The following is a 25,330-nucleotide window of genomic DNA, read 5'->3' as shown; positions in this document are numbered from 1 at the left end:
TGCTGGATGTGGCGCAAAACAGCATGGAAACACACTGGCTGACAAATCATCAGCGGGACTACACTAAAAGGGCAAGACGCAGTCTTCCTCATCCTTACAACAACAGGAAAATGCGATGACACACTCCCGCTACCCCGCCCCGCTGCAAGGCCGCAGCGATGACGATGACGACGATGAGGCAGTCAAGCTGCCCGCCTTCCGCCGCTACGAATCCCAAGGTGTGATCCGGCAGATTTCCTACTATCTGTCCGGTGAAATCGTCGAGCCCATCCAGTACACCGACCTGCTGTACACCCTGCGCACCGCCAGTGCCACCGACCTGATCTTCCTGCACCTGAACACGCCGGGTGGCAATTTCGATACCGGCCTGCAGATCATCAACAACATCGCCGCCAGCGAAGCCCATGTCATCACCATTCTGGAAGCGCGTGCCTTTTCCATGGGTGCGCTGATCTTCCTGGCTGGCGACGAGCTGATCGTGCATGACACCTGTCAGCTGATGTTTCACAACTACTCGTCGGCCTCCGTCGGCAAGGGCAATGAGCAGGCGGCACAGGTGATGGCCAGCCGCAAGTGGTTCGACAAGGTGATGCGCAATGTCTGCCGTCCCTTCCTGAGCGATCAGGAGCTGGAACGCATCAGCAAGGGCGAGGATATCTGGCTGGATACCGACGACATCCGCCGCCGCCTGCTGCATCTGCAAAAGGGCGAACCGGCGGTCAAACCCAAAACCGCTAGCGCCAAGGTCAAGCCGGTGGCGCTCAGCGCGGATGACAGCGCCGCCACCAGCAAGCCGGTGCGCGCCAGCCGCAAGAACAAACCGGCCTGAGCAAACCGGTGGCCCAGCCCATGCCGGCTTACAGCCGGAACTTGGCCACGCTTTGTTGCAGGGTCTGCGAGGTTGCCGCCATGCGGCTGGCCGCGCTGGCCACCGAGCCGATGGCGGCGGCATTCTCTTCCGACATCTGGGCGATGGCCTCCACGCTGCGCGACAGGCTGCTGGCCGCCGTGCGCTGCTCGCCCAGGGCATCGGATATTTCATTCATCGCCACGGTCACCTCGGCCGAACGGTCGCAGATGGCATGCATGGACTGCCGGGCCAGGCTGGCGGTATCCGCCACCTTGGCCACATCCTGACTGGCTTGCTGCATGCGTTCGGCCGCCATGGCCGTCTCGTGGTCTATGCTGCTGGTAATGCTGGCAATCTCCTGCACCGAGCGCGAAGTACGCTCCGCCAGCTTGCGCACCTCGTCGGCCACCACGGCAAAACCACGTCCCTGCTCGCCGGCACGCGCGGCCTCGATGGCCGCATTCAGTGCCAGCAGATTGGTCTGATCCGCCACATCCTTGATCACGGTGGCGATATTGCCGATGCCCTTCACCTGCTCGGACAGATTGATGATGTCACTGGCCGCCTCGCGGATATCGCCGGCAGCGGTCTGGATGTCTTCGGTAGCGGCTGCGACATGGGTGCCGCCGGTATCGGAAGCGGCACCGGCATCACTGGCCTTGCCTGCGGCGCTGCGCGCATTGCTGGAAACATGCTCGATGCTCACCGTCAGCTGCTCCACCGCTGCGGCGGCCGATGAAGTGGATGCCGACTGGGTATGCACGCTGGAGGAAACCTGGCTGCTGGCGGTGGACACCTGCTGCGCGGTCTGCGCCACCTCCTGCGCCCCCTGCACCACCTGGCGGATGATGCCGGCCAGCTCCTGGCGCATTTGCAACAGCGAGTGCATCAGCTTGCCCAGTTCATCCTGCGGGCCGGCTGCCGTATCGTCCGGCTGCAGATTCCCGGCCGCCACATGTTCGGCCAGCTGCTGGGCCATGCCGATGCGCCGGGCAAAATTACCCGACATGATGATGGCCAGCCCGATGCCCAGCAGCATGGCCACACTGGCCACGATCAGCACGATGGTGCCGGTGTCGTGGGCTTGCGCACGGATATTGCCGACTGCCGCATTCATTTTCTTGTCCTGATGCTGCGACAGTTGATTGACTGCGTCCTGAAAGCCTTTCAGGGAAGGACTGAATTCCGTTCTGACAAAATCCAGTGATTTGCTACTGTCCTTCTGTTTCAACAGGGCGAATAGGGTGTCGTATTTGCTGCGAATGGCAGCGCGGGCGTTCTGGATATTATCAAACAAACGTTTGCCTTCGGCCGATTTAACCAGCAGCGATAATTTTTCCATATCATCACTGTTTGCCTTGGCATTGAGCCTGATACTGTCAACCAGCTTATCAAGTTGGCCAGGATTGGTTTCCAGTGCCGCCTGATAACAAAGATCTTCAACAAGAATAGCCCGCTTGACCAGATTATCTGCCAGCTGTGCCTTGGGATAGATATCATTTTCAATCAGATTAGCCTGGTCGGCCAACTCAGACACACCAAGCCCGGCATTGATACCGATTATCAACATCAGGGCCAGAATCAAACCAAATCCGGCAAAGAACTTGCTGCGGATACTCATATTGCTGATAAGCATTGCTTGCGCTCTCTCTGTATTTGTTAGGTCACCACGAACTGCTTGTTCATTGATCTTATTGTGTTTATCGCGCCCCCTGTCTGCGGCCCCAGCGCGATCACCAAGCATTATGTAAGAGTAATACTACAGGCTTGTGTTGATTCGACCTGCCGTCAAATCAAACTTGTATTAAAAACTGTTGGTGACAGCCCTAGCCGCCCCATTCCGCTTATTGGCCTTCTCCGACCGGCACGGCCAGCACTGCAATATCAGTGCCATGGAAAATCCGGTTTATTCATTCGATATGAAACAAAGGCCACAGCAAATAATCACCGCCATTTTAATGACAATGACAATAAAATGCAGCCGGCAAGATGGTAAAAGCCAGTGAGCGAACAGGGACGGGATAGCTGCAGACAAAAAACAAGCAGGATGGCAGAGAGGAGAAAACCGGCCCGGAGCCACCAAGGCCGGTCAGCCCGGACCGCAGCCAGGCCATGAGGCCGGCTGGGACGGGGTTCAATCAACAATAAACAGCCGCGCCCCGGTCTTGGTCGAGGAGCGGTGTGGCTCGGCCTCGTCACTGACCTGATAACTCAGGCCGGGCGTCAGCATGAAGCGGCGGCCATCGGCCAGCTCGGTCAGCAGTTCGCCCTCCAGACACAGCAGGATATGGCCCTTGCGACACCAGTGATCGGCCAGATAACCGGGGCTGTACTCCACCATACGCACGCGGATGTTGCCGAACTGGCAGGTCCGCCATTGTGCCATCCCGCTTTCGCCGGGATGCTCGGTCGCGGTGATGGTCGACCAGTCGGTGACGCCAAAGGGAAAGTCGCTTAGCTGCATGATCTGCTCCATTGCCAGAAGTGGTGATCATTTATGACAGAAGATTTGACCTTCAGGCAAGCCTGCGCGGCACGCAGCTCACCCGGATTGTCCTGCGGCTGCGGAACGACGCCGCGCCGGCCAGAGCTGCAATGACAGGGCCGCCAGCACGCAGACCATGCCGGCCAGCTGAGACAGGCGGATTTCCTCGTGCAGCAGCACCGCGGCAAACAATAGCGCCGACACCGGCATGACCGCAGTAAACACTGCCGCCTCACTGGCCGCCACCCGCGCCGCGCCGGCATACCACAGCACAAAACCCAGCACGGTTGGCACCAGCGCGTAATAGGCCAGGCCCAGCAGCGCAGCCGCAGACACCTGCCAGCTACCCTGCCACTCCAGCGCGGCAGCCGACAAGGCCAGCAACAAGGCCAGCGCGCACAGATAGCAGGACAAGACCAGCGGCGGCAATGGCTGCCGCAAACGGCGGTTAAGCAGGATGAACAGCGCTTCGCAGGCTACCGCCAGCAGGATCAGCCCGTTGCCGGCCAGCTCGCCGGCGCTGCGGAACGACCAGGTCGCCCCCGCCGGCAGCGACACCGTCATCGCCCCGGCACTGCACAGCAGCAGGGCCAGCCCTTGCCGCCAGCGCCAGCCCTCACCGAACAACAGCAAGGCCAGCAGACTGGACACCGCCGGCAGCGTGCCCATCATCACACCGGCACTGGCGGCCGTGCTCAAGCGCACGCCGGCCAGCAGCAACACGGTATAGCCGACGCTCCCCGCCCCCGCCTGCAGGATGAGGATGAGCCAGTCATGCCGGCAGAGCCTGGGCCAGTCAGCACGCCGCCAGCGCAGCAGCAGCACAAACAGCGGCAAGGCCATGCCGAAACGGATGGCGGTGGCAGTAAAAGGCGGCAGGCTGGCGGACACCAGCTTGCTGACCACCACTGTACTGCCAGCGCCCAGCATGGCCAGCAGCAGGTAAAGATAGGCAATCCAGCGGGAAGACATCGGCGGCTCCAGTCACAGGGGAGGAAACCGTTAGCTAAACCGATGCCGGCCTGCTCCGGCTTGGATGTTATTGCAGCAGAGGCTGCACGGCACCCAAGAGCGGCTGAGCAATGGCAGCGGCCCCCGATGCCAGGCGCGTCGCCGCAGACAACAGGGGCCAGGAGGCGCCAGGCCGCGACAGGAGGGCTCAGCCGCGCTAGCGCAGGGCGCGGGCATAGCGGCCGGGAGTAATGCCCAGCCGCTGCAGGAACACGCGGTTCATATGGCTCTGGTCGGCAAAGCCCACGGCCGCCGCCACCTCGGCCAGCGCCCTGCCCTGTGCGATCAGCCCGCGCGCCAGGCTCAGTCGCCGCTGTTGCAGGTAGTCATGCGGACTGCAACCCAGTTGCTGACTAAAGCTGCGCAGCAGGCGAAAACGACTGATGCCGGCCAGCTCCGCCAGCGTGGACAGGCTGTGTGACTGCGTGGGTGCATCATCCAGCAGCGCCCGTACGCGAGCGATGGCGGCGGAACAACCCGACGACGGCGGGCGATAGCCATGCGCCGGCAACAAGCGTGACAGCAGCTGCAACATGGCCTGCTCGGCCGGCAAGCTGGCAGCCGCCTGCCCGCACAACAGGGCAAACACCTGGACAAACTGCTGTCGCAGGCCGGCATCACTCAGCTGCGGCAACAGCAGCGGCTGCGGGCTGCCCGCGTGTTCGGCCAGCTCCTCTGCCAGTTGTTGCCACAGTGCTGGCTGGATATACAGCATGCGCCAGGCGCGCCCGCCATCCTGCAAGGGCTGGCCATCGTGCACTTCACCGGGATTGACCATGATGAGGTCGCCCGGCCCGGCCTCCACCGTGCCACGGCCGCTGAAAGAACGCTGGGCTCCGCGCACGATCAGCCCGATACCGAATTCCTCGTGGCTGTGGCGGGCAAAGGTCCGGCTGCTGTCGGCCTGCATGGCGTGAATGCCCTGCATGATGCTGCGGCCATAATCGATACGCTCGGCCATCCTCCGCCCTCCTCCTGATGCGGCTCGGCAGCCTGCATGCTACTGCGCCAGCCGCCACGGCGACCAGCCCCCCGCCGCGGTGCCCGACGCAAAAAAACCCGGAGCGTGCTCCGGGCCTGTCGGGCGATGCACTAAAGCCTTATACCGCCTTGAGCTTGCCCTTGGACTTGCTGCTCACCACAGCTGCTGCATCCACGGTGGCGGCCTCGCGCAGATGGGCTTCGCACCAGGCGTGGCCGTAGTAGCTGTCCAGCAGCAGTTGCTTGAGTTCGCTGATCAGCGGATAGCGCGGGTTGGCGCCGGTGCACTGGTCATCGAAAGCCGCCTCGGCCAGCTTGTCCACCTTGGCCAGGAAATCGGCCTCGCTCACACCCGCGGCCTGGATCGACATGGGGATATTGAGTGTCTGTTTGAGCTCGTCCACCCACTGCACCAGTTTTTCCACGCGCTGGTGATCGCGTTCGGCCTCCAGCCCCAGGTGGCGGGCGATTTCGGCATAGCGCGCCACGCTCTTGGGCCGGTCGTACTGGCTGAAGGCGGTTTGCTTGGTCGGGATGTCAGCGGCGTTATAGCGGATGACATTGCTGATCAGCAAGGCATTGGCCAGGCCGTGCGCCAGGCCGAATTCCGCACCCAGCTTGTGCGCCATGGAGTGGCACACGCCGAGGAAGGCATTGGCAAAGGCGATGCCGGCAATGGTGGCGGCGTTATGCACTTGCTCGCGCGCTTTCGGGTCGCGTGCGCCGTTCAGATAGGCCGATGGCAGGTAGTCCTTCAGCAGCTTCAGCGCCTGCAGGGCTTGCGGGTCGGAGTATTCATTGGCCATCACCGACACATAGGCTTCCAGCGCATGCGTCACCGCGTCGATGCCGCCAAAGGCGGTGAGCGATTTGGGCATGTCCATCACCAGATTGGCATCGACAATGGCCATGTGCGGGGTCAGTTCGTAATCGGCAATCGGATATTTCACCCCGGTCACTTCATCCGTCACCACGGCAAACGGGGTGACTTCCGAACCGGTGCCGGAGGTGGTGGGCACCGCCACCAGCATGGCTTTGCCACCCAGCTTGGGGAACTGGTAAATGCGTTTGCGGATGTCCATGAAGCGCAGCGCCAGATCGGCGAAATGCACTTCCGGGTGTTCGTACATCACCCAGATGATCTTGGCGGCATCCATCGGCGAGCCACCACCCAGCGCCATGATCACGTCCGGCTGGAAGGCATGGGCCAGATCAGCCCCCTTGCGCACGATGGCCAGTGTCGGGTCGGCCGGCACCTCAAAAAACACTTCCACTTCCAGCCCCATCTTTTTCAACAGGCGGATGGGCTCGTCGACAAAGCCGTGTTCGAACAGGTATTGCCCGGTGACGATCAGGCAGCGCTTCTTGCCGGCCAGGTCTTCCAGCGCCACCGGCAGGCAACCGCGACGGAAATAAATGGACTTGGGCAGTTTGTGCCACAGCATGTTTTCCGCCCTCTTGGCCACGGTTTTCTTGTTGATCAGGTGTTTGGGGCCGACGTTTTCCGAGATGGAATTACCGCCCCAGGAGCCACAACCCAGCGTCAGCGACGGCGCCAGGCTGAAGTTATACAAGTCGCCAATGCCACCATGCGAGGACGGGGTGTTGATCAGGATGCGCGCGGTTTTCATCTTGTCGCCAAAAGTGCGGATGCGCTCGCCCTGCAAGTCCTGATCGGTATACAGCGCCGAGGTGTGGCCGATGCCGCCCAGTGCCACCAGCGCTGCGGCCTTGTCGCAAGCGTCGGCAAAATCACGCGCGCGATACATGGCCAGCGTGGGTGACAGCTTTTCGTGGGCGAAGGCTTCGTCATTGCTCAGATCGCTCACTTCGCCAATCAGCACCTTGGTGTCGGCCGGTACGGCAATGCCGGCCATGGCGGCAATCTTGACCGCGCTCTGGCCGACGATGGCAGCATTCAGATTGCCACGGTTGAGGATGACCCCGGCCACGGCGGCGGTTTCCTGCGCGCTGAGAATGTAACCGCCATGGCGGGCAAAGCGTTCGCGCACGGCCTCGTAAATGCTGTCCACCACGATGACCGACTGCTCCGAGGCGCACACCACGCCGTTGTCAAAGGTCTTGGACATCAGGATGGAGGCCACGGCGCGCTTGATGTCGGCGGTTTCGTCGATCACCGCCGGGGTATTGCCCGCGCCCACGCCAATGGCCGGCTTGCCGGATGAGTAAGCCGCACGCACCATGCCGGGGCCGCCGGTGGCCAGGATCAGGTTGATGTCCGGGTGCTGCATCAGCGCGTTGGACAACTCCACGCTAGGCTCGTCGATCCAGCCGATGATGTCCTGCGGGGCGCCGGCAGCCACCGCGGCTTCCAGCACCAGCCGTGCCGCTTCGCAGGTGGAGCGACGCGCCCGCGGATGCGGCGAGAAGATGATGGCATTGCGGGTTTTCAGTGCGATCAGCGCCTTGAATATGGCGGTGGAGGTAGGGTTGGTGGTGGGCACGATGCCGCACAGGATGCCAATGGGTTCGGCAATGGTGATAGTGCCGAAGCTGTCGTCTTCCGACAGCACGCCGCAGGTTTTTTCATCCTTGTACTTGTTGTAGATGTACTCGGAGGCAAAGTGATTCTTGATCACCTTGTCTTCCATCACCCCCATGCCGGTTTCTTCCACCGCCATGCGCGCCAGCGGAATGCGGGCATCGGCGGCCGCCAGTGCGGCACTGCGGAAGATGGCATCGACCTGCTGCTGGGAGAATTCGGCAAAAACCGCCTGGGCCTGTTTGACACGCGCTACCAGCGCATCCAGTTGTTCGAGAGTGGAAACAGACATGATGCTACTCCAATAATAAAGAAAGAAATCTTTCAGCTCCGGTTTAATCCCGCGTGATTATCCATTCAACATCAATCGATCACGCTGCTGCTGGATTGCCGGAATCACCAAGCCATTTTTGTAATTAACCCACTACAAAAAGACTCATTAATCTGTAGCAATAAATCGCCTGACAGCCTTTGTTTTCAATGGACCGTCTTAATTGCAGCCAGATTACTCCCCTTATCGCTCCGGAGTTTTGCGCCAAACCAAACTACCCCGGCAATTTCAGCTTTTTTTGAATAAGCTCCTCGCTCCGCACAAACAAACCTACGACGGTGCTGTAGCAGGCGGCTTACAAAACCGCCAGACAAGAAAAACCGCCACGGCGCAATGGCGCGGTGGCGGTCGGTCGTGAGGGAGGGATGGCTGGGTGTCAGTGCATGAAGCTGTAGCTGAAATACTGGCCCTGCTTCATCAGCTGGCGGATTCTGGCAGGGTCGGTCTCGCCATTCAGATTGGTGATGATCAGCTTGCCACTGCCCCGTTTCAGATCATTGCGCCAGTCGAAATAGCCGCCCAGAATCGCCAGCCGGCCGGCTTCCACTTCTCCGGAGAAGGTCAGAATGGCACCTTCCACCTGATTATTGATGTTGAGCAGCGCACCATTGGTACTGTCTATGCCCTGCGGCAAGCCCATGTGATCGACCACGGTCGCCATATCCGCGCTGGATGGCTCCTCCTCGCCCGCCACCGCCTTGATCGATGCGCAGGCGGCATGGCTGGCAAAAATCAGCACCGGTGTATGCAACTGGCGGATACCGTATTCGATGGTGCCCACCATGGGCTGCAACTGGTTGCCGACAGCGCGCACCAGATACAAGCCATCCACCACGCCCTTGGCCGGAATATCGGTCGGCACGCTGGAATCGGAGCAGCTGACCACCGTGGCACGGGCAGCTTGCTGGTCGCTGAGCGCGCGGAAATAAGCACGATCCTGTCCATTGAAATGGCGGCTGCTGGCCGCCATGATGTGCGCCACCTGTTCGCGGATCTGCTGCAACTGCGAGGCATAGGGCGAACTGCTGCGTGGCGGCCGGCTGCTGCGGTGTCGGGCCGGCTTTTTATGCGCCACCGCCTTGGCATGCGGCTTGCTGCCCGGGGCATGGACTTCCGGGCTGGGTTCGTGCAGCGCCTTGATCTCGGGTGCCGGTGCCTGTTTCACCTCGGGTGCCATGGTCTCCGGCTCCTTGGGCTTGGCGCGTGCCGCAGCCATGGAAGCGGCCAGTTTGGTAGGCAGGATAATGGTCTTGCGGCTGACTAAGGGTGCCGATGCCGCCTCGGCAGCCGCCGGCTTGGCCGCGCTCGCTGTCGGGCTCTGCTTGCCCGGCAATACGATGGGAGCCCCCACCTTGTCTTCCGCCACTGCCAGCTGCCCCAGCATCCCCAGCCCAAGCCAGAGAACCACCATCCTGCTGCCGGCATTTCGCCCTTGTCTATTCATCACCGCCATCCATTCTGTTGTTATCCCTGGCTAAGGTCTGCCACCTCAGTGACGCCTGCTCATGCCAAGTGGCACTACGCGGACGCTGCCTTCACTATCGGCCAGCCTGGCCAAAACTGAAGCCACGACATGGCATCCGCCTGGCCCTTGCTGCAAAAACATGCCGGATCACCCGCAGAGCGGCGGCCCGGCAGCGCCAGTGCCGCTGCCGTATCAATGGCTGCCAGCACGCTGCTGCCCCAGCACCACCCCGCCCAACACCAGCAGGCAGGCCAGCCACTGGCTGCCCAGCAGCGTTTCGCCCAGCAACAGCCAGGCCAGCAGCACGGTAAACAAGGGAATCAGGTTGATAAAGGCCGAGGCATGCGCCACCGGCATCTTGCTGACCGCCCAGGTATACAGGCCGTAAGCCCCCAGGGTGACGCAAGCTCCCAGGTACAGCACCAGCAGGCTGGGCAAGAGCGGAAAGTGCGCCGGCCACTGTGCCCAAGGCGTCAGCAAGGCCACGCCAAACCAGATGCTGCCCAGCACGGTCTGCATGCCGGTAATGGCCAGGGCCGAATAGCGGCGCGACAAGCGCTTGGCAATCAGCACATAGCAGGTGGCACACAGCATGGCGCAGAACTCCAGCAGATTGCCCAGCGCCGGATGCGGCGCCTGCGCCGAAGCCTGGCCATCCAGCGTCAGCCACAACACGCCGACAAACGATACCGCCAGCCCCAGCCAGTTACGTGGCGTCATCTTTTCACGCAGGAACAGCATCGCCCCCACCCCGGTCAGCAGCGGCAGGGTGGCGGTAATCACCGAGGCCTGCGAGGCCGAGGTATTCACCAGTGCCTGCGCCTCGAACAGAAAATACAGACAGGGCTCGGCCAGGCCCATGGCCAGCATCCAGCGCCAGTCGCCGCGCTGGTAACGCCAGCGCTCGCCACGTTGCCACAACATGGGCAGCAGGCAGCAGCTGGCAATGACCATGCGGGCAAACAACACCGCCAGCGGGTCGAATACGGCAAACACGATCTTGAGCGCGATAAAGGCGCTGGCCCACAACAACATGGCAGTACTCAGCGCAAAGGCAGGCAACATGGGTAATCCATCGCAAAAGAAAAAGCCGCCGGCGACCATCGCCAGCGGCGGTCATTCTCCCATATCCCGTCCTAGCGCGTGACTTCGGCAAAGACTTCCAGCACCTTGCCGCTCAAGGGCTGGCTCAGGGCACGCAGATAACTCCGGGCAATCTGTTCGCTGCTGATCGACATGAAACCGGCAAAGGCCGCGGCACCGCGCTCATCCCCCGCCACCGGGCCGGGGCTGACCAGATTCACCCGCGCCCGGCCCCACAGCTCCTGCGCCGCCGAGCGCACAAAGGCCGCCAGGCCGGCGTTGACCAGGCTGGCGCAACTACCGCCGCTGATATGTTCACGCTCCAGCAGGCCGGAAGTCAGCACGAACACCGCACCGGCTTTAAGATGACGGGCACCGCTCTGCACCAGCCGCACCTGTCCCAGCAGTTTGTGATTCAGCCCGTCCTGCCAGTCGGCCTCAGTCAATTGCGACAGCGGCTTGAACGGCACATGGCCGGCCGTCACCACCACCGCATCCAGATCAGGATGCGCCTGATACATCGCCTCGATGCTGGCCGGGTCGGTCATGTCCACCTGTACATCACCACTGCTGCGCCCGCCCACCAGCACCTGATGCTGCGCGGACAGCAGCTCCACCACCGCGCTGCCGATGACACCGCGCCCACCAATCACCAGTACTTTCATTGTCCTGCCTTTCATGATTTGCCTATCGTTCAAAAAAACATGCCAATCAATCATACGCAGGACAAATATCGCGGATAAGCCCAATAGAAAATCTTCAATGTTCAATAAAAAGAACAATAATGCCAATGACAGCCCTGGGCGCTTGCTGGCATGGCCTTGGGAAAATTCTTGGTACTGTTCAAAAAACAGGGCCACTCCTATGCTAATATCGTGAAAAACGCCGTCAAACCTGCCGCCCTTGCCACACACTGTTCTGCCATGAAAACAAGCCAGACTCCCTCGCCCGATGCCCTGCTGGCCTTTGACGCCCTGGCGCGCAAAGGCAGTTTTACCGCCGCCGCCGATGACATCGGCTGCGCCAAAAGCCGTATCAGCCAGCTGGTGAAAGAGCTGGAACAAGGCTTGGGTACGGTGCTGGTGCTACGCAATACCCGGCGGGTGGCGCTGACCGAAACCGGCCGCCGCCTGGCCGAGCACGCCCGCCAGCTGCGCGAAATGCTGGAGCAGGTGGGACCGGACATCGAACAGGCCCAGGGCTTGATCGAAGGGCCGCTGCGTATCAGCGCCACCGCCTCCTTTGCCCAGTATCTGCTGGCCCCCATGCTGTCCGAGCTGGCGGCCTGCCATCCCGACCTGGAACTGGAACTGCGCGCGGAAAACCGCCTGCAAGACCCGATCAACGACGGCGTCGACTTCTGTATCCGCTCGCGCAATGTGCACGACGACCGGCTGGTGGCCAAGCCGCTGGGCTTTGTCTGGGAGGCGCCCTATGCCTCGCCCGACTATCTGGCCAAGGCCCCGCCGCTAAACAGCCCGGACGACCTGTGCCGCCACCGCATCCTGCTCAACAGCCACCATGTTTACGGCCGCGAATGGCGGCTGGAAAAAGACGGCGAACTCAAATCCATCACCACCCGTCCCATGCTGGTCTGCGACCAGTATGCCTCGCTCATCTCCGGCCTGATTGCCGGCCACGGCGTGGCCCTGCTGCCGCACTATGTGGCCAGCCATTATCTGGAAAGCGGCCATCTGGTCCGCGTGCTGCCGGGCTGGCAAGGCGGCAGCTGGCCGGTGTACCTGGTGTTTCCCTATCGCCAGCCCTTGCCGAAAAAATACGAAGCCTTCATCCAGCACGTCACCCCGCGCCTGCGCGCCGTACTGGAAGAACGGCCACTGTATTCCGGCGAAAAACCCTGACTGGCACAGCCTTGATCCAGACCAAAGCGGCCGGCGAACGGCTTTGCCACAATCGCGCGTCATCAGTGCAACGAGAATCAGGCGCAGTGCGCCCAATGAGGCTGGCAATGGAATACGTGGATATTTTGATCGTGGGCGGTGGCATGGTGGGCAGCGCCCTGGCCTGCGCACTCAGTGGCAAGGGCTTGCGCATTACCGTACTGGAACAGGCTGCGCCGCAACCCTTTGATAGCGCCCAGCCACCCGACCTGCGGGTGTCGGCCATCAGCCCGGCTTCGGCCAGCCTGCTGGACGGGCTGGGCGCCTGGCAAGGCATCCTCGCCATGCGCGCCGCCCCCTACCGCCGCATGCAGGTGTGGGAAGACCAGGAAAGCAAGGGCACGCTGTTCGATGCCGCCGAAGCGGGGGTGGACACACTGGGCCACATCGTGGAAAACCGCATCGTGCAACTGGCCACCACCGCCTGCCTGCAAGAGAAAGACGACATCCGTTATATCTGCCCGGCGCACATCAGCAGCATTGTTTACGAGCCCAAGGCCTCGCGCGTCACCCTGGACGACGGCAGCGTGCTGGTGGCCCGCCTGCTGGTGGCCGCCGACGGTGCCCGCTCACAAGTGCGCGATGCCGCCGGAATCGGCATCACCAGCTGGGACTACCCCATGCATGCGCTGGTGGCCAGCTGCGAAATGAACCATGGGCAGCAGGACATCACCTGGCAGCGTTTCACCGCCAGCGGCCCGCAAGCCTTTCTGCCGCTCACCGGCAGCCACGCCTCACTGGTGTGGTATCACACCCCGACCGAGGTCAAACGCCTGCTGGCACTGAGTGATGAAGCACTGGTGTCGGCTTTCTGCGCCAGCTTTCCGCAGAAACTGGGTGGCATCCGCCAATTGCTGGCACGCGGCTCTTTTGCCCTCACCCGTCGCCATGCCGCCAGCTATGCCAAGGACGGCGTGGTACTGGCCGGCGATGCCGCGCATACCATCCACCCGCTGGCCGGGCAGGGCGTGAATCTGGGCTTTCAGGATGTGGCGGTACTGGCCGAGGTCATCGGCGATGCCGTCAGCGCAGGCCACGACTTTGCCGACGCCCGCGTACTCAAACGCTACGAACGCCGCCGCAAGCCGGCCAACCTGGCGATGCAGACCGGCATGGACGCCTTCTGCTACGGTTTTGCCAATGAAATCGGCCCGCTCAAGGCCGCGCGCAAGCTGGGCCTGCAGCTGGCCGACAAGGCTGGCCCGCTCAAGCGCGAAGTCATCCGCTACGCGCTGGGGCTGCCGCGCGGAGCCTGACAGCCCCGCTGCCAGCAAAACAAAAACCGGACAAAAGTCCGGTTTTTTCATGCTCTCACCGCCTCAGCCAGGCTATTTGAGAATTTCCACTTGTTTGACATCAATCTTGCTGCCAGAAAACTCCTTGTCTACCTTGCCCTGCAAACGGACTTTGCTTTGCGCGGTAAATTTTTCAGCCGGCAGATACTTGCTGTCGATTTCCACTTTTGCCGTACCGCTGGCATCCTTGAACTCATAATGCTTGTGATCGATCTGGCGGACGATATTGCCCTCCAGCATGACGCGGCTGTCGTCGGCGGCCTGCAACGCCTTGGCCACGGTGGTGAGCGCGGGTGTGCTGCCTTCGCCGACAAATTCGGCCTGGGCGCTCAACGGCAGGATGGCGGCGATACTCAGCATGGCAAGAATTTTTTTCATGATCTGTCCTTGTATGAAGGGAAAGTGCCCCACCATTTAAGTCCGGTGAGCTTAAGCCATGCTTAAAGCAGCCATCAGCAAACTCATGTTTTAGGTCAGCCGCAGCAATGCCGCTCGCCCATAAAAAAACCGCCCTCGAAAGGGCGGTTTCTGTCCAGCCGGCAGTTGCAGGGTTAGGCGTTCAGTTCGCGAGCCAGGTACAGCCAGGTTTCCACCACGGTGTCCGGGTTGAGGGAGACGGTTTCGATACCCTCTTCCACCAGCCACTTGGCGAAGTCCGGATGGTCGGACGGGCCCTGACCGCAGATGCCGACATACTTGCCAGCCTTGCGGCAAGCCTGGATCGCCATATGCAGCATGGCTTTCACGGCTTCGTTGCGCTCGTCGAAGGTAGCCGCAATCGGGCCACCGGAGTCGCGGTCCACGCCCAGGGTAAGCTGGGTCATGTCGTTGGAGCCGATGGAGAAGCCGTCGAAGAACTGCAGGAACTTGTCGGCCAGCACAGCGTTGGTCGGCAGTTCGCACATCATGATCAGACGCAGGCCGTTTTCGCCACGCTTCAGACCATTGGCAGCCAGGATTTCGACCACTTTCTCGGCTTCAGCCAGGGTACGGACGAACGGGATCATCACTTCCACGTTGACCAGACCCATCTCGTCGCGCACCTTCTTGATGGCGCGGCATTCCAGGTCGAAACAGTCACGGAAGGATTCAGCCACGTAGCGTGCAGCACCACGGAAACCGATCATCGGGTTTTCTTCATGCGGTTCGTACAGCTGACCGCCGATCAGGTTGGCGTACTCGTTCGACTTGAAGTCGGACATGCGCACGATGACCTTTTTCGGAGTGAAGGCTGCGGCCAGGGTGGCAACACCCTCGGCAATCTTGTCCACATAGAAGTCAACCGGGCTGGCGTAACCGGCAATGCGATCGCTGATGGTCGCTTTCAGGTCGGCCGGCAGGGTGTCGAATTCCAGCAGGGCTTTGGGGTGAATACCGATCTGGCGGTTGATCACGAATTCCATGCGAGCCAGACCCACACCTTCGTTCGGCAGCTGCGCGAAATCGAAGGCCAGTTCCGGGTTACCCACGTTCATCATGATCTTGACCGGGGCGGCCGGCATCTTGTCCAGCTCGAGGTCGATCACTTCCACGTCCAGCAGGCCATCGTAGATGTTGCCGGTATCGCCTTCGGCGCAGGAAACGGTCACCTGCATGCCTTCACGCAGGATGTCGGTGGCGTCACCACAACCCACCACGGCCGGGATACCCAGTTCGCGGGCGATAATCGCCGCGTGACAGGTACGACCACCACGGTTGGTCACGATGGCGGCGGCACGCTTCATCACCGGTTCCCAGTCCGGGTCGGTCATGTCGGTCACCAGTACATCGCCAGCCTTGACGCGATCCATCTCGGAAGCGTCCTTGATGGTGCGCACGGTGCCCTGGCCAATCTTCTGACCAATGGCACGGCCTTCGCACAGCACGGTGGACTTGCTGTTCAGGCGGTAGCGACGCAGGGTGTCCTTGCGGTCTTCCTGCGACTTCACGGTTTCCGGACGGGCTTGCAGGATGTACAGCTTGCCATCGCCACCATCACGGCCCCACTCGATGTCCATCGGGCGGCCATAATGTTTTTCGATGATCAGCGCGTATTCAGCCAGCTCGGCCACTTCGGCGTCGGTGATGGAGAATTGCTTGCGCAGTTCTGCCGGTACATCCACGGTCTTGACCGAGCGGCCAGCCTGGGAAGCATCGGTGAATTCCATCTTGATCAGCTTGGAACCCATGTTCTTGCGCAGCACGGCCGGACGACCTGCTTTCAGGGTCGGCTTGTGTACGTAGAATTCGTCGGGGTTGACGGCGCCTTGTACCACGGTTTCGCCCAAGCCATAGGAAGCGGTGATGAACACCACGTCTTCAAAGCCGGATTCGGTGTCGATGGTGAACATCACACCAGCAGCACCCGTGTCGGAACGCACCATGCGCTGTACACCGGCGGACAGCGCCACCACATCGTGGGCAAAGCCTTTGTGCACGCGGTAGGAAATGGCGCGGTCGTTGTACAGGGAAGCAAAAACATGCTTCATCGCATCCTTGACGTTTTCAAGGCCACGAATGTTCAGGAAGGTTTCTTGCTGGCCTGCGAACGAGGCATCGGGGAGGTCTTCTGCGGTTGCGGAAGAACGGACTGCTACGGAAATATCTGCACCACCGGAATCGGCAACCATCTTGTCCCAGGCAGTCTTGATATCTTCATCAAGCTTGGCCGGGAAAGGGGTATCGATGATCCACTGGCGAATTTCCTTGCCGACTCGTGCCAACTCGGTCACGTCGTCGATGTCCAGATTGGACAGCGCGGCGCTGATCTTGTCAGCCAAGCCATTGTGCTGGAGGAAATCTCGGTAGGCATCCGCGGTAGTGGCAAAACCACCGGGGACTCGGACGCCCGAGCCTGCCAGCTGACTGATCATTTCACCCAGGGAGGCGTTCTTGCCGCCTACCTGTTCAACGTCAGTCATGCGCAGCTTCTCGAACCAGATGACGTAGTTCTCTGCCATCACTTCACTTCCTGTGTTGGATTGGACGGATAGAAAACCCGCATTCTAGCCGAATACCACAGGACTTGCGTAGCCCATTTTGCAGCGCACAACATCAGGGTTTGCCCCATATCAATGCAAACCACGCCCGAGAATGGTGAGTGTAAGGGCGTTTCTTTGCCGATTTGTGACCGCAATGTAGTGTGGCAACTACAACAAAAGCCATAGCCAGGGCGGATCATGGCCAATTCATGCCAGCACCCTCTGCGCTGCCGTACAGTCGGCGGGCAGGGGTATAATCCCTGACAACTATTTTCTTACCGATTCCGAAACAGGTGCATCCATGCCACACCGCCGCTCCGCCTTTTTCATCTCCGACCGCACCGGCATCACTGCCGAATCGCTGGGCAATACCCTGCTGACCCAGTTCGACACCCTGGAATTCAAGCGCGAGGCCATCCCCTTCATCGACACGGTGGAAAAGGCCCAGGTAGTGGTCCACCACATCCGTGCCGTGGCCGAAGCCGATCACCTCAAGCCACTGGTGTTCACCAGCATCGTCAATCCGGAAGTACGCCAGGTACTGCATATCGACAATGCCCTGGTGGTGGATTTCTTCGATACCTTCATCGGCGAGCTGGAAGCCGAGCTGGGGCAAAAGGCTTCGCTGACGCTGGGCAAGGCGCATGGTGTGGGCAGCGAGGAGAAATACGACCACCGCATCGAAGCGGTGAACTTCTCGCTCAATCACGACGACGGCGTAAAGCTGAAAGACCTGGCCGAGGCCGATGTCATCCTGGTGGGCGTGTCGCGCTCCGGCAAAACGCCAACCTGCCTGTATCTGGCACTGCAATACGGCATCAAGGCCGCCAACTACCCGCTCACCCCGGAAGACCTGGACAGCCCCACCCTGCCCAAGATGCTGCTGCCCTACCGCAACAAGATGTTCGGCCTGACCATCGACCCGGCGCGCCTGCACCATATCCGCCAGGAACGCCGACCGGATTCCAAATACGCCAGCCTGGACAACTGTCACTTCGAAGTGAACGAAGCAGAATCCATGTTCCGCTTCCACGGCGTGCCCTTCATCAGCACCACCCACAAGTCCATCGAAGAAATCGCCACCACCATCATGCACAAGGCCACCTTGTCACGTCGTTTCTAAGCGCCGCTGACAAAAACCCTGCTGCTGCGTGGCGCCTCCTTGCTCCAGGGCCGCTACGCTATTTTGTGAGCCGCGCTAAGCCACGCCAGAGGCTGGCAAGCAAAAAAGGAAGGCTGTCATGCCTTCTTTTTTTGCGCCCATCGCCGCCACAGCCGGGCCACAAGCACAATATCCCATTGTTTTAAATGGACTTTTAAAACACAGCGCAGGAACTGTCACCGGCCACGGCGGCTCCAAACAAAACCACCACAGCGGAGCGGCCCATGTTCATCCTCCCCATCACCAGCTGGCACAGCTATGCACCAGGCAGTTGGCGCCAGGGAACGCAGCTGGCCGGCGTCAGCGGCAAACCGGACACCCCCGTGCTCTCCGGCGAACTGCGCAAGGAAATGGCGGAAGCCCGCCACGATCAGCAGCAATCTGCCGCCGGGCAGCAACAGCCGGACCACGCCTTCCCCGGCAGAGCGGCCCAGGGCCACCAGCAAGCCGCCCCGGCGCTGGGCAGTGTGATCGATGTCAGCGTCTGAGCTGTTCAGAATAATCCCGCACTGTTCCTGTCATTTTCTTTGGGTATTTTTGCAACAGCCGCTGCTTGACGGCGGCAAGCCCGCCGTGTTGTGATAGAAAACATGAACTCACGCAACGCATTCGCATCCTTCAACTGGTGGTGGCGCCTCTTCTGAGGTGGCACCGGCGACTGCGCACGCATACAACCCGGAGGCTGCCGACAAGGCGGATCCGGGTTTTGTTTTGTCTACGTTCCTCCTTGTCGATGGTTTCCCTTGCTTGATTACCAACAGGAACCCGACATGAAACCGAGCGACATCACTTCCCAGGACATCATTCTCACCGGCGACCGCACCACCGGCTCGCTGCACCTTGGCCATTACGTGGGCTCGCTGCGCAACCGAGTGCTGCTGCAGGACCGCTGCCAGCAATTCCTGCTGCTGGCCGATGCCCAGGCGCTGACCGACAATATGGGCAATTACCTGAAAGTGCGCGACAACGTGCTGCAGGTGGCGCTGGATTATCTGGCGGTGGGCATCGACCCGGCCAAGAGCACCATCTTCATCCAGAGCCTGGTGCCGGAGCTGACCGAGCTGGCGTCTTACTACCTCAATCTGGTGACGGTATCGCGGCTGGAACGCAACCCCACCATCAAGGATGAAATAAAACAACGCGGCTACGAGCGCGACATTCCGGCCGGCTTCCTCACCTATCCCGCCGCCCAGGCCGCCGACATCACCGCCTTCAAGGCCACCATCGTGCCGGTGGGCGAAGATCAGATCCCGATGATCGAGCAGACCAACGAAATCGTGCGCCGCTTCAACAGCAGCGTGGACACCCCGGTACTGGTGGAAGCCAAGGCCATGGTGCCGGCCGTGGGCGCGCGCCTGCCCGGCATCGACGGCAAGGCCAAGATGTCCAAATCGCTGGGCAACACCCTCACCCTGTCGGCCACTGCCGATGAAATCCGCCAGGCGGTGAAAATGATGTACACCGACCCCAATCACCTGCGCGTGTCCGACCCCGGCCAGGTGGAGGGCAATGTGGTGTTCAGCTATCTGGATGCCTTCCACCCCAATATCGAACTGGTCAAGCGCCTGAAAGAGCATTACCAGCAAGGCGGACTTGGAGACAGCGTCATCAAGCAACATCTGGAAGAATGCCTGCAAGAACTGCTAGCCCCCATCCGCCAACGCCGCGAGGAATACGCCCGCGACCCGGCAGCCATTCTGGCCATGCTCAAACAAGGCACCGCCCGCGCCCGACAGGTGGCCGCCGTCACCCTGAGTGAGGTGAAGGCCGCCATGGGGCTGAACTACTACTAAGCGCCACCAGCAAAACCCTGCGGCAGCTTTGCGCCCCCTGCCGTACACCGGGTACTGCCGGCGTCGGCGCAGCTTGCCCCGGAAAGGCTACGCTCTTGTTCGCCACTCTCAGCCGCCAGCGCTGCTGCGTGCATCCCGGTCGATCCGGCTTGTGATGCACGCAGTTATATTGATCGCAATCTGTAATTTTTGTTACAAATCAATACTTAACAAACATCTGGTCGATATCAATCAAACCCGCAAAAGGACTGACCATGACCCGCATCGCACTGGTAGGCGACTTTGATCCCGGCGTGGCTGCCCATCAGGCCATCCCGCTGGCGCTGGAGCTGGCCGCCGGCCAGCTGGATGTGGAGGTGCAGCCGGTGTGGCTCGCTACCGACCGCATCCACAGTGCGGCAGATCTGGCAGGCCATGCCGCCATCTGGTGCGTACCGGCCAGCCCCTATCGCAATATGGACGGCGCACTGACGGCCATTCGCCATGCCCGCGAACAGGGCATCCCCTTTCTGGGCAGCTGCGGCGGTTTCCAGCACGCCATACTCGAATACGCCCGCCATGTGTTGGGCTGGCAGGATGCCGAGCATGGCGAAACCGCCCCCGCTGCCGTGCGCGCCGTCATCGCCCCGCTCAGCTGCGCCCTGGTGGAAACCCGGGCCGAAGTCCGCTTTGCCGCCGGCTCGCAACTGGCCGCCATTTATGGACAGGCATCCGCCATGGAAGGCTATCGCTGTCGCTACGGACTGAACCCGGCCTTTGCCAGCGAACTGACCAATGGCCCCCTGCAAGCCACCGCCTTTGATGAAGATGGTGAAGTGCGCGCAGTCGAGCTGAGCGGCCATCCCTTCTTCATCGCCACCCTGTTTCAATCCGAGCGCGTCGCCCTGCAAGGACAATGCCCGCCGCTGGCCCGCGCCCTGCTGCAAGCCGCCCGCCACCACTGAGGACACCACCATGGAATTTGTTTACCAGTGCCAGAACCTGCCCGAAGTACGCAGCCAGATAGACCGTATCGACCGCGCGCTGGTGGCCCTGCTGGCCGAGCGCGGCCTGTATGTGCAACAGGCAGCAGCCTTCAAGCAGAGCAGTGACGAGGTGGAAGGCGGCAAACGGGTGGATCAGGTCATGCGCCGGGTGGAAAAGCTGGCCGGCGAACTGGGCGCCGATCCGCAACTGACTGCCGAGGTCTACCGCACCATGATCAGCCACTTCATTGCCAGTGAAATGCGCGAATTCGAACGGCGGCAGGCGACCATGGGCAAAACCGCGCCGCCGGCTTAGACTGCAGCTTTTCTCCCCCCGACAAGGCATTGCCGTGAAAAACCTCTGTGCCACCCTGCTGCTGACCAGCCTGTGCTGCCTGCCCACCGCCCATGCCGAAGAAGTCGGCAAGGTCTCCACCACCTTCCGCCTGCTCAGCCCCAACGACAAGGTGGTGGTGGACGCCTTTGACGACCCGGCCGTCAGCGGCGTGGCCTGCTATGTATCGCGCGCCCAGACTGGCGGCTATGGCGGTGCTGTCGGCCTGGCCAAGGACCCGTCGCGCTTTTCGGTCGCCTGCCGCCAGATCGGCAGCATCAGCTTTGCCCGACCCTTACCGAAACAGGAAGAAGTATTCAAGGAAAGCGCGTCCTTCGTGTTCAAGCATGTGCGCGTGGTGCGCATTGTCGATGCCAAGCGCAATACCCTGGTTTACCTCACCTACTCTGACAAGCTGATTGACGGCAGCCCGGACAATGCCGTCACCGCCGTGCCGGTCAGCGGCCAGGGCATTCCGCTGAAATAGCCATTCATGTCCACACCTACCCTGCACAATGCCCGCCTGCTGTGGGATTTCCTGAGTGCCGGCCGCAGCCACCAGCCCAGCGACATCCTGGTGGTGTGCGGCTCTTACGATATCCGGGTGGTGGAACATGCGGTGAGCCTGCTGCAACAGGGTATCGCCCCGCGCATGCTGATCAGCGGCAATACCGGCAACTGGACCGCTGAACTATGGAACAGACCGGAAGCCGAGGTCTTTGCCGAACGCGCCCTCGCGCTGGGGGTGCCAGCGTCGCAACTACTGCTGGAGCCGCAGGCGCGCAATTTTGCCGAAAACCTGAGCTTGTCGCGCCAACTGTGCCCGGCCGCCCGCTGCGTCACCTTTGTCACCAAGCCCAACTCCATCCGCCGCGTCATGCAGACCCAGCCCGTGCAATGGCCAGGCATCACATACAGCGTGGATGCCCCCGACTTTGCCTTTCCCTGGGGCGTATCCAATATGGTGGGCGTATTCGGGCTGATCGAAGAAATGGTCGGCGATATCCACCGCCTGCTGCGCTATCCGCGCCTGGGCTTTCAGCAAGCGCTGCCGATACCGCCGGTGGTGCTGGAAGCATGGCAACAACTGATAGCCCAGGGCTACAACCGGCACCTGCTACGTGGCAGTGCGCTGGATGACTTACAAGGGTCGCAATCATGGTGATAGGGCATACGTAGAGCACGACCATCCGACAAAAGCTACAACAATGTACGGATTCAACATCCCCGGATAGGTTGAGACTGATCAGCTCCCCCGAACAGGGCCATCTGAAACTTAGTAAAGTTCGTCTTGTATGAGGAGAAAGGACTTGAAGAAGCGATTCTCGGAAGAGCAAATCATCGAGTTTCTGAAGCAGGCTGACGCCGGCGTTGCGGTGAAAGAGTAGTGCCGGCAGCATGGCTTTAGTGATGCCTCGTTCTACAACTGACGGGCCAAGTTCGGCGGGATGGAGGTTTCGGATGCCAAGGGCAGAAGGAGCTCAATATCGAGGATGCCCGGCTGAAGCGCTTGCTAGCCGAGCCTATATTAGACGACGAGGCTCTCAAAATCGGACTTGGAGTAAAGCGTTAACACCGCATCAGAAGCGTGAAGCAGTGCAACGAATGCGCGAGCTGCCCCCTATCTCGGTGCGACGGCATGTCGGCATGCATCAGAACGGATCAGGGGGCAGAATTTACCGCAATGCGTTGGACCAGTGGGCCAGCAGCAAGGGAATTCAGCAGAAACTGACTCAGCCTGGTAAGCCCACGCAAAACACCTACATCGAGCGCTTCAACAGGCGCTTGCGCGATGAATGCCTGAACGAGCACTGGTTCATGAGTCTCTTGTATGTTCTGACCGAACTCGCTGTGTGGCAAAAGGATTATAACGAAGCAAGACCATATAGCTCGCTTGACTATCAAACACCCGCGGCATTTGCAGCAGGCTTCTGCATAGGAGAACAAGCGGGGCAGGAACAAAAGCAGGAATTTTTAACCGACTTTACTATGTAGGCCTTGGCCATAATTCTGGGGGCAGGTCAGTTTCATGATCGCAGGTGTCTCCATCTACACTTTATCAATAGTTCTTTCCATACTGCTCTGGCAACAGACACCGAAATTGCTAAAACTCACAGGCTTTATATCTGCTTTTATAATTACGCATACAAAAAGCTTGCACAGTTTTGCACACCAAAGTGGTTAATATTACAGTAATATTGAACGCACCACTGACATACACTGCGACGATGCATCTTGGACTCTTATATCACCACACAAACAAACCACATTCCAAGCAGTTAATATTAAATATATTTACAAAACACATTATAGCTTCAACACATACTATTGAACGCAATCTATGCATTACAGCGGCCATACCAATAATACCGGAGCAATTAATTAAAAAGCAGGGCCATTACCGTCAGAAGTTAGCTCGATACTGTCCACCATCTGATACATTATCTTGATGATTATTTTCCAGCGGGTTGAAAACCAATGCATTGCAATCTTACTCGGCACATATTTTATATTGATCCACACGAGCCAACGGACAAGGATGATTGCATACCGCCCACCGCGACGAATAGCTTAATGAAAAATAAATAAACTTAAACTAACATGCTCGCATGTGAAATAATCTAGCACTGACTGCTATATTTTCAATAAACAGCAGATCAAATAAGCTTCAAAAATACCCACAACACAAACCAATCCATTTGCACGAGGAAAATTTGGTGGGAAATTTAGCGATAATTCAGTTTTTTGTTTGATACACCATTCAAGATTAAAAAATTCAGCAGCTGCCACATTTCCAATTCGCGGCACTTTAGAATGATGAACTTAAATGAAAAGGCCATTGCTTGGACAGACATTCTCTAATAAATAGAAAAACATGAATGCCAGATATAATCAAGAGCAAAAAATTATGCTAACTCACGATACACTTCAATCGTTTTAGCAAGTACGATGTGCTCATCAAACTCACGGTAAACATGTTCTCTGGCAGCCGCCCCTAGCCGCTTGCGCAAATCAGGATCCTCATACAGCTTACGAATAGCAGCAGCAAGCTGACGACTATCCTGCACAGGTACTAGCAAGCCATTCTGCCCGTGCTGACTCACAACTTCGCGGCAGCCAGGCACATCGGTCGTAATCAGTGGCAGACTACAAGCACCGGCCTCAATTAATGTTCTGGGTAGTCCCTCACGGTAACTGGGCAATACAAATATATCAACTGACGATAATAGTTTCGGCATATCATCAACATGCCCCAGCCATTCGACAATCCCATCATTAACCCAACTTTCGACAATTTGTAAGGGTACCGCTGCCGGATTTCCCGGATCAGGAGACCCTGCCAGTAAAAAGTGAATATTGCTTCCACATTCCTGCCGCAACTGCTGTGCCGCCTCAACAAACTCAGCAACACCCTTATCCCATAGGAGCCGCGCCGTCAACAATACTTTGACAGCACTACGGCTTTTCCTCTCTTCATGGTTACCGATAAAACGGTTGCAATTAACACCAGAACCCATGATAAGGCGAATGGAATCATAAGACACAATATCTGCCTTCTGAAATAAGCGTACATCATCAGGATTCTGCAATATAAGACGAGCATTTTTACCGGTCAGCGCTAATCTCATCAGGGTACGAACAATTGGCCTCAAAAAACGCGCCCGAAGATCCTTACTAGTAAAAACATATCCCAATCCGGCTACCGCATTGACCCTGGCGGGAACAAAAGTTAGCTTTGCGACAAGTGAACCATAAATTGCACATTTAATTGTAAAACTGTGAACAAGATCAGGCTTTTGCTGGAGAAGCCACTTTCGAAGCCATAGCAAAAATCTTAACTCACACAATGGGTTAAGACTACGCCGATTCAGTGGCGCAGCTTGCCAATTAAAACCCATTTGTATGAGCTTTTTACTATACTCCCCCGGCGGGGAGAGTAATACAACGTCGTGCCCTTGGGATTTTAAATTCGTGGCCAACGAAAGGCGAAAATTGTACAAATACCAGTCCGTATTGGCAAAAAGAACGATTTTCATTTCTAAAGGGCCCCGCAGATAGATGCTTTGAGGATGGCAATATATGTCAAAATTGCCAAACAAATACCGGAACAAATAAAAAAAGCGCTCACATCCCCTTGCATCATCAGCCTCTACCTCATTTGAGAAATAATTGACGCTGGCAATATAAAAATATTGAGGGAACATGCCCAC

Annotated in this window: 21 protein-coding genes and 1 pseudogene; 11 read left to right on the top strand and 11 right to left on the bottom strand. The window is 59.3% G+C overall.

Features of this window, described 5'->3' with window-relative positions; translation table 11 throughout:
* Positions 1-115: 115 nt before the first annotated feature.
* Positions 116-829, top strand: coding sequence for an ATP-dependent Clp protease proteolytic subunit (locus JHD64_RS07845; protein WP_199052867.1), 714 nt, complete (start codon positions 116-118; stop codon positions 827-829).
* A gap of 28 nt (positions 830-857) precedes the next feature.
* Here the strand turns inward: JHD64_RS07845 and JHD64_RS07840 are convergent, their stop codons facing one another.
* From JHD64_RS07840 to JHD64_RS07805, 8 genes are all read right to left on the bottom strand, one after another.
* Positions 858-2,471, bottom strand: a complete 1,614-nt coding sequence (locus JHD64_RS07840) for a methyl-accepting chemotaxis protein (RefSeq protein WP_255524336.1) — start codon at positions 2,469-2,471, stop codon at positions 858-860.
* Between the two features lie 513 nt (positions 2,472-2,984).
* The gene (locus tag JHD64_RS07835) at positions 2,985-3,314 is read right to left on the bottom strand and encodes a DHCW motif cupin fold protein (protein ID WP_059286073.1); all 330 of its coding nucleotides are present in this window, start codon (positions 3,312-3,314) and stop codon (positions 2,985-2,987) included.
* A 78-nt stretch (positions 3,315-3,392) separates the two neighbouring features.
* Positions 3,393-4,307 carry a DMT family transporter gene (locus JHD64_RS07830; protein ID WP_199052865.1) on the bottom strand — a complete coding sequence of 305 codons (915 nt, stop codon included), beginning with the start codon at positions 4,305-4,307 and terminating at the stop codon, positions 3,393-3,395.
* 196 nt (positions 4,308-4,503) lie between these two features.
* The gene (locus JHD64_RS07825) at positions 4,504-5,307 is read right to left on the bottom strand and encodes an AraC family transcriptional regulator (RefSeq protein ID WP_199052864.1); all 804 of its coding nucleotides are present in this window, start codon (positions 5,305-5,307) and stop codon (positions 4,504-4,506) included.
* Between the two features lie 139 nt (positions 5,308-5,446).
* Positions 5,447-8,122 (bottom strand): bifunctional acetaldehyde-CoA/alcohol dehydrogenase, encoded by a 2,676-nt coding sequence (gene adhE, locus JHD64_RS07820; RefSeq protein WP_233170396.1) that lies wholly within the window; start codon positions 8,120-8,122, stop codon positions 5,447-5,449.
* Positions 8,123-8,537: 415 nt separating this feature from the next.
* Complete coding sequence (locus JHD64_RS07815) at positions 8,538-9,572, bottom strand: carbonic anhydrase (protein ID WP_199052863.1); 1,035 nt, start codon at positions 9,570-9,572, stop codon at positions 8,538-8,540.
* A gap of 246 nt (positions 9,573-9,818) precedes the next feature.
* On the bottom strand, positions 9,819-10,691 hold the full coding sequence (locus JHD64_RS07810) for a DMT family transporter (RefSeq protein WP_059286742.1): 873 nt from the start codon (positions 10,689-10,691) through the stop codon (positions 9,819-9,821).
* A 71-nt stretch (positions 10,692-10,762) separates the two neighbouring features.
* A complete protein-coding gene (locus JHD64_RS07805; protein WP_199052862.1) occupies positions 10,763-11,389 on the bottom strand; it encodes a short chain dehydrogenase in 627 nt (208 codons plus the stop codon).
* Positions 11,390-11,632: 243 nt separating this feature from the next.
* On the opposite strand from JHD64_RS07805, the gene JHD64_RS07800 reads away from it, so the two are divergent.
* Together JHD64_RS07800 and JHD64_RS07795 are read left to right on the top strand one after the other, a co-directional pair.
* On the top strand, positions 11,633-12,571 hold the full coding sequence (locus JHD64_RS07800) for a LysR family transcriptional regulator (protein WP_110313653.1): 939 nt from the start codon (positions 11,633-11,635) through the stop codon (positions 12,569-12,571).
* 107 nt (positions 12,572-12,678) lie between these two features.
* Positions 12,679-13,866, top strand: coding sequence for an FAD-dependent monooxygenase (locus JHD64_RS07795; protein ID WP_199052861.1), 1,188 nt, complete (start codon positions 12,679-12,681; stop codon positions 13,864-13,866).
* A 72-nt stretch (positions 13,867-13,938) separates the two neighbouring features.
* Here the strand turns inward: JHD64_RS07795 and JHD64_RS07790 are convergent, their stop codons facing one another.
* A complete protein-coding gene (locus JHD64_RS07790; protein WP_199052860.1) occupies positions 13,939-14,283 on the bottom strand; it encodes a YgiW/YdeI family stress tolerance OB fold protein in 345 nt (114 codons plus the stop codon).
* Between the two features lie 173 nt (positions 14,284-14,456).
* Positions 14,457-16,844, bottom strand: coding sequence for a phosphoenolpyruvate synthase (gene ppsA / locus JHD64_RS07785; RefSeq protein WP_110313642.1), 2,388 nt, complete (start codon positions 16,842-16,844; stop codon positions 14,457-14,459).
* A 322-nt stretch (positions 16,845-17,166) separates the two neighbouring features.
* Between ppsA and JHD64_RS07780 the strand changes: the two genes are divergently transcribed.
* The 8 genes and pseudogenes from JHD64_RS07780 (at position 17,167) to JHD64_RS07745 (ending at position 23,114) form a co-directional block, all read left to right on the top strand.
* The gene (locus JHD64_RS07780) at positions 17,167-17,988 is read left to right on the top strand and encodes a pyruvate, water dikinase regulatory protein (protein WP_059286739.1); all 822 of its coding nucleotides are present in this window, start codon (positions 17,167-17,169) and stop codon (positions 17,986-17,988) included.
* 263 nt (positions 17,989-18,251) lie between these two features.
* Positions 18,252-18,515 carry a hypothetical protein gene (locus tag JHD64_RS07775; RefSeq protein ID WP_199052859.1) on the top strand — a complete coding sequence of 88 codons (264 nt, stop codon included), beginning with the start codon at positions 18,252-18,254 and terminating at the stop codon, positions 18,513-18,515.
* Positions 18,516-18,797: 282 nt separating this feature from the next.
* Positions 18,798-19,820, top strand: a complete 1,023-nt coding sequence (gene trpS, locus JHD64_RS07770) for a tryptophan--tRNA ligase (RefSeq protein WP_059286737.1) — start codon at positions 18,798-18,800, stop codon at positions 19,818-19,820.
* Between the two features lie 254 nt (positions 19,821-20,074).
* Positions 20,075-20,764: a CTP synthase gene (locus tag JHD64_RS07765; protein WP_199052858.1), complete on the top strand. Its 690-nt coding sequence runs from the start codon at positions 20,075-20,077 to the stop codon at positions 20,762-20,764.
* 10 nt (positions 20,765-20,774) lie between these two features.
* The gene (locus tag JHD64_RS07760) at positions 20,775-21,101 is read left to right on the top strand and encodes a chorismate mutase (RefSeq protein ID WP_199052857.1); all 327 of its coding nucleotides are present in this window, start codon (positions 20,775-20,777) and stop codon (positions 21,099-21,101) included.
* A gap of 34 nt (positions 21,102-21,135) precedes the next feature.
* Positions 21,136-21,606, top strand: a complete 471-nt coding sequence (locus JHD64_RS07755; RefSeq protein WP_059286587.1) for a CreA family protein — start codon at positions 21,136-21,138, stop codon at positions 21,604-21,606.
* A 6-nt stretch (positions 21,607-21,612) separates the two neighbouring features.
* Positions 21,613-22,284: a YdcF family protein gene (locus tag JHD64_RS07750; RefSeq protein WP_199052856.1), complete on the top strand. Its 672-nt coding sequence runs from the start codon at positions 21,613-21,615 to the stop codon at positions 22,282-22,284.
* 145 nt (positions 22,285-22,429) lie between these two features.
* Positions 22,430-23,114, top strand: a pseudogene (locus JHD64_RS07745) (integrase core domain-containing protein).
* 911 nt (positions 23,115-24,025) lie between these two features.
* Here the strand turns inward: JHD64_RS07745 and JHD64_RS07740 are convergent.
* Complete coding sequence (locus JHD64_RS07740; protein ID WP_199052855.1) at positions 24,026-25,324, bottom strand: glycosyltransferase family 4 protein; 1,299 nt, start codon at positions 25,322-25,324, stop codon at positions 24,026-24,028.
* Positions 25,325-25,330: the final 6 nt, after the last annotated feature.

Origin of the sequence: Aquitalea sp. ASV15, from assembly GCF_016429115.1 — a bacterium.
Taxonomy (GTDB): Bacteria; Pseudomonadota; Gammaproteobacteria; order Burkholderiales; family Chromobacteriaceae; genus Aquitalea; species Aquitalea magnusonii.
This window is presented reverse-complemented; position numbering and strand designations above follow the sequence as displayed.